Genomic DNA, 991 nt, shown 5'->3' on the forward strand with positions numbered 1-991 from the left:
TGTCGGCGGATGATGCGATCAACATTCAGTACACGTCGGGGACGACGGGTTTTCCGAAGGGTGCGACGTTGTCGCATCACAACATCCTGAACAACGGTTTTTTCGTGGGGGAGTTGTGCGGGTATTCGGAGGTGGATCGGGTGGCGATCGTGCCGCCGTTCTACCACTGCTTCGGGATGGTGATGGGGAATCTGGCGTGCACGAGTCATGGTTCGGCGATGGTGATCCCGTCGGAGGGTTTTGATGCGGGGTCGGCGTTGGCGGCGGTGGCGCGGGAGCGGTGCACGTCGTTGTACGGGGTGCCGACGATGTTCATCGCGGAGTTGGATCATCCGGAGTTCGGGTCGTTCGACCTGTCGTCGTTGCGGACGGGGATCATGGCGGGTTCGCCGTGTCCGGTGGAGGTGATGAAGCAGGTCATCGATCGGATGGGGATGTCGGAGGTGGCGATCTGCTACGGGATGACGGAGACGTCTCCGGTGTCGACGCAGACGCGTGCGGATGATTCGTTGGAGCGTCGGGTGTCCACGGTGGGCCGGGTGGGTCCGCATTTGGAGGTCAAGGTCGTGGATCCGGCGAGTGGGCGGACGGTGGCGCGGGGTGAGCCGGGGGAGTTGTGCACGCGGGGTTATTCGGTGATGTTGGGGTATTGGGAGCAGCCGGACAAGACCGCTGAGGTGATCGATGCGGCGCGGTGGATGCACACCGGGGATCTGGCTGTGATGGATGTCGAGGGGTATGTCTCGATCACCGGGCGGATCAAGGACATGGTGATCCGGGGTGGGGAGAACGTGTATCCGCGGGAGATCGAGGAGTTCCTGTACACGCATCCGGATGTGTTGGACGCGCAGGTCATCGGGGTTCCGGATGCCAGGTACGGCGAGGAGCTGATGGCGTGGGTGCGGTTGCGGGAGGGTGCTGAGGTGTTGACGGCGGAGTCGTTGCGGGAGTTCTGCGCGGGGAAGTTGGCGCACTACAAGATTCCGCGTTA

General features: G+C 63.0%; 1 protein-coding gene. It reads left to right on the plus strand.

Annotated elements, in window-relative coordinates; all coding sequences use genetic code 11:
* The coding region (locus tag KBO27_RS33335) for an AMP-binding protein (protein ID WP_210973819.1) at window positions 1–991 on the plus strand (991 nt) is incomplete at both ends.

Origin of the sequence: Saccharopolyspora endophytica, from assembly GCF_018070075.1 — a bacterium.
GTDB lineage: Bacteria > Actinomycetota > Actinomycetes > Mycobacteriales > Pseudonocardiaceae > Saccharopolyspora > Saccharopolyspora endophytica.